The following is a 3,551-nucleotide window of genomic DNA, read 5'->3' as shown; positions in this document are numbered from 1 at the left end:
TCTGACAGCTATGACAGCGACAGCGTGAAGACGCCGTTCCACAGCATCCTAGCCGATGTGGAGAAGGTGGACACGCTGATTGTCGCCGTCATCACCGGCACGGCGGCCAACCTGACCAGTAGCGTTGTGTCTGACGCCAAGACGGCAGCAGGGGCGGCGGAAACGCTGATTGATCTGCTCAAGGCCATGGTCGATATGTCCGGCCCGCGCCTGCGCGCCGTATCCCCCGTCGATCCGAACGCGGCCATTGGCAAGATCGCCATCTTCTCGGCATCGCAGGGATGACGACGCACGCGCTCGCCGGTCTGGGCCTGTTCCTGACCGGCGGGGCTTTCTTTCAGGTGATAGCTTTTTGCATCGCCGAATGGCTGAAGGCTCGGCGCGAACGCCAGATTGACGACACGCTTGGGCCGCCTGCGCCTTAACTGGATCGCTCGGACTCCAAGCCTTTTGCGATCAGGCGGCGGATGGCTTCGGTCTTTCAGATATATTTCTTTGAGCGGACCAAACCAGAAACCACGCTAATCACAGCCTCACGGTGCTCACGATCCAATCCTCGCCAAAGCGACACCAAAGCTGATTCTTCCGGGTTCAAATCATCGGATTTGATCGTAGATACTAATCCGCCGATCTGAAGCGACTGCTCGAGGCGCTGAATGATCTCCGCGTTCATGGAGTGAGAATGCAGATCGGCCTCATTCTTGAGGAGATCAAGAAAGGCGCGAGAGGCTCGAAGCGTGAAGGTTGCGCGCGAATCATCGGTCATGTCCAATCATACGTCATTCTGACTTCATTTTCCACTTGACGCCATAATGACTTCAAACGTATGAAGTCATAGTGACATCACGAGGGAGATATGACGAACTCAGCGACAATCACCTTTCGTATGGATCAGACCATACGAGACTACCTGCGGGACCGCGCAAGGCGGTCTGATCGTAGCATGAATGGTGAGTTTTCAGCCATTATTCGTAATTTGATGGAAACAGAAAAGGCAGCGGGAACAAGTTTGGCGACCGATCCCGCTGCCTTCCAGAAATGACCATAGGAAGTCACAACACGATGACGCATAACACAGAACTGACCATCCTTTCCACCGTAATCCGTCGGGATGCCGAGGGCCGGTATTCTCTTAGTGATTGCTGGGGTGTGTCTGGAAAGGATAAGAAAAATCAGCCATCAAAGTGGTTCGAATCTGAAAAAACCCAAGAGTTTCTGCGTGCTTTAGAGGGTGACCCCGAAAACCGCGCCACCTCTATTTCGGTCGTCACAACAGGACCGAATGACGGTCGCGGATACTGGGCTGACCGCAAGGCTGTCATTCACTATGCCACATGGATCAGCGCAGATTTCTACCTAACTGTCATCCGCGCATTCGATGACTTGGTCATGGATCGTGTTCAAATTGAACAACCACGAGAAGCCAAGCCCAAGCGCATCCGCAAGCCCGCATTCGACGTGGCTTTCGAGCGCTGCCTGCGCGTCACGGCCCACATCCCCGGCATGGACGAGAACCAGCGCCTTCTGATGGCCGCACGCGGGACAAAGGAGCTGTCCGGCGTCAATCCGCTGGAACTGATGGGCATCACATCCGTTTCCGCCCCGACGCAGGACAACTACCTGACTCCCACGGAGATCGGGAAGCAGATCGGCCTGAGCGCCATTGCCACGAACAAGCTGATCATCAATATCGGTTATCAGGTGAAGGCGGTCGGTTCCAGCGCATCGAGCGATTACACGATGACCGAAGCGGGCATGAAGTATGGCCGCATGTTCGATACGACCCGCAAGCACGGCAAGGGATCGCAGCAGCAGTTGAAGTGGTCGCCCGATCTTGTGGGCATCCTGCGGACCGCCATGATCGCAGGGGAGGGTAAGCCTGTCCCTTTCGCGAAATCCCCGGAGCGCGCGACAACGTAGCGCAGGAGGATACGGTCAGCGGGCATTGCCCGGAAGATGAGGAACTCCTGATCTGGATAGCAAATTGTGAAGGATGGGAACGCGCCCTGTCTCACAGGCCGAATGACGCACAGGCAAGGTGGTCGCGGAATGACTGTATCCTGCACATTCGGACGCGGATCGGGCGCGAGAAGGTTGTCGAGCAGGCCCGGTGCATCTTCCTGCGCAAGCGCGGGATATGCGTGGAGCCGATAGAACTTTGGCCCGTGCCACACAGGCAAATTGCATAACCACAAGGCGGTTCTTCGGAGCCGCCTTTTTTATTGGAACACACCATGACAAAACGCCTCCTCGGCTGCCGCCCGGCTGAACACCGGCCCGGCCAGCCGCATCTGTCGGTAATGCGCGGGTTCTGCGCCCGGCAGGCGCCCCCGCGCCTGATCCGCGACCATATCGACCCGCGCCCGGCCATGCTGGGCAATGATGTGCTGGGGGACTGCACGGCGGCAGGGATCGGGAACCACCTTCATGCCACCGGCGCACTGTCCGGCTTTGATGTGGCAGGCATCACCACAGGCGCCGTAGTGCGGTTCTACAGCCAGTCCACCGGATACGTGCCAGATGAACCGAACACAGACAATGGGGGCGTGGAGGTTGACGTGCTCACGTCTGCCCAGCGCTCGGGATGTAAGCTGGAAACCCAGACCCTCTATCCGGTATGGGGCAGCGCCGATCCAAGCGACCTGAATGGGATTCGCAATATCACCGCTGGCCTGTCCGCCGCCTATCTGGGCGTGCAGCTTGCGAACGCAGATATGTGGCAGGACCAAGATGGCAACCTGCCGCCAGTGTGGGACACGGATAGCCCGGCCGACTATGGAGACCCAACGCCGGGCAGCGCTGGCGGCCACTGCCTGCTCCTGTGGGATTACGCAGGAACCGACGATACCGACCTTGTGACGCTCCTGACGTGGGGCACCAAGCAGAAAGCAACGTGGCGCTGGGTCCGGTCGCGGATCATGGAGGTGCACGGTCTGGCGTGGGGGCAGTTGCACGCACCCGGCGGCCTGTATCCGGCTGGTGATGACTGGTCGGCGCTGGTTGAGGCCAATGCAGCGTATCTGCGAGGTGTAGCGTGAGGGCCGCGTTGCTGGCAGGTCTGCTGGCCCTGTCCGCCTGCGCCCATCAAGCGCCCGTGCAGACCACAATCCCGGCCGCCATGGCAGGCATCCAGTCCAGTCTGGCACAAGCCGGGGTGGTGGCAGTATCGCATGCAGGCGATTGGACAGAGGACCAGGAGACACTGTTCGCCCGTGCCGTCCGGGCCGCACAGTGTCGTCAGGAGCAGTCTGACCCGGTGGTGGGCACGATTGCGGACGACGTGACGCTGCAACTGTCCGGTTCATTCACGCAGGGCGGCCAGTTCACCGTGGGGGCAGTCACCACCGCACCGACCATCGGCGTTGGAGGATCGGCCAGCCGCACGCGCGGGCAGCAGATCAGCCTGCCGGTGGCGTACGCCCCGCTGTCATCGCTGCCGGATGTCGAGATGTCGCGGCAGGTCGGTTACGAGACGGAGATGCTGGCGCAGAATGATGACGCCCGGCATACGGAAGCTGCGCGGCTGATTGCTGACCGTGAAGCGTTGCGGA

The 3,551-nt window shown here is 59.8% G+C and carries 6 protein-coding genes and 1 pseudogene; 6 read left to right on the top strand and 1 reads right to left on the bottom strand.

The window, feature by feature from the left end; genetic code table 11:
* Window positions 1–285, top strand: a pseudogene (locus ABF824_RS16045) (hypothetical protein); the annotation flags it as partial.
* Entirely contained in the window at window positions 282–425 is a 144-nt protein-coding gene (locus ABF824_RS16040) for a hypothetical protein (RefSeq protein WP_415489961.1), read from the top strand. The pseudogene ABF824_RS16045 and the gene ABF824_RS16040, both read left to right, overlap by 4 nt.
* Window positions 426–481: 56 nt before the next feature.
* Here the strand turns inward: ABF824_RS16040 and ABF824_RS16035 are convergent, their stop codons facing one another.
* Window positions 482–766 carry an Arc family DNA-binding protein gene (locus tag ABF824_RS16035; protein WP_415489960.1) on the bottom strand — a complete coding sequence of 95 codons (285 nt, stop codon included), beginning with the start codon at window positions 764–766 and terminating at the stop codon, window positions 482–484.
* Window positions 767–856: 90 nt separating this feature from the next.
* Between ABF824_RS16035 and ABF824_RS16030 the strand changes: the two genes are divergently transcribed.
* From ABF824_RS16030 to ABF824_RS16015, 4 genes are all read left to right on the top strand, one after another.
* Window positions 857–1,042 carry an Arc family DNA-binding protein gene (locus ABF824_RS16030; protein WP_415489959.1) on the top strand — a complete coding sequence of 62 codons (186 nt, stop codon included), beginning with the start codon at window positions 857–859 and terminating at the stop codon, window positions 1,040–1,042.
* Window positions 1,043–1,062: 20 nt separating this feature from the next.
* On the top strand, window positions 1,063–1,920 hold the full coding sequence (locus ABF824_RS16025) for a KilA-N domain-containing protein (protein WP_415489958.1): 858 nt from the start codon (window positions 1,063–1,065) through the stop codon (window positions 1,918–1,920).
* Between the two features lie 314 nt (window positions 1,921–2,234).
* Window positions 2,235–3,038: a hypothetical protein gene (locus ABF824_RS16020; protein WP_415489957.1), complete on the top strand. Its 804-nt coding sequence runs from the start codon at window positions 2,235–2,237 to the stop codon at window positions 3,036–3,038.
* A gap of 80 nt (window positions 3,039–3,118) precedes the next feature.
* The coding region (locus tag ABF824_RS16015; RefSeq protein WP_415489962.1) for a hypothetical protein at window positions 3,119–3,551 on the top strand (433 nt) is incomplete at its 3' end.

It is taken from the genome of Acetobacter sp., assembly GCF_047721705.1.
Classification (GTDB): domain Bacteria; phylum Pseudomonadota; class Alphaproteobacteria; order Acetobacterales; family Acetobacteraceae; genus Acetobacter.
The sequence above is the reverse complement of the archived record's forward strand: the minus strand, read 5'-3'. Positions and strand labels throughout refer to the sequence as shown.

Bases quoted from the DNA above. Each gene is read 5' to 3' on its own strand.
- ABF824_RS16040 (WP_415489961.1), top strand. From the start codon at position 282: ATGACGACGCACGCGCTCGCCGGTCTGGGCCTGTTCCTGACCGGCGGG.
- ABF824_RS16035 (WP_415489960.1), bottom strand. From the start codon at position 766: ATGACCGATGATTCGCGCGCAACCTTCACGCTTCGAGCCTCTCGCGCC.
- ABF824_RS16020 (WP_415489957.1), top strand. From the start codon at position 2,235: ATGACAAAACGCCTCCTCGGCTGCCGCCCGGCTGAACACCGGCCCGGC.
- ABF824_RS16030 (WP_415489959.1), top strand. From the start codon at position 857: ATGACGAACTCAGCGACAATCACCTTTCGTATGGATCAGACCATACGA.
- ABF824_RS16025 (WP_415489958.1), top strand. From the start codon at position 1,063: ATGACGCATAACACAGAACTGACCATCCTTTCCACCGTAATCCGTCGG.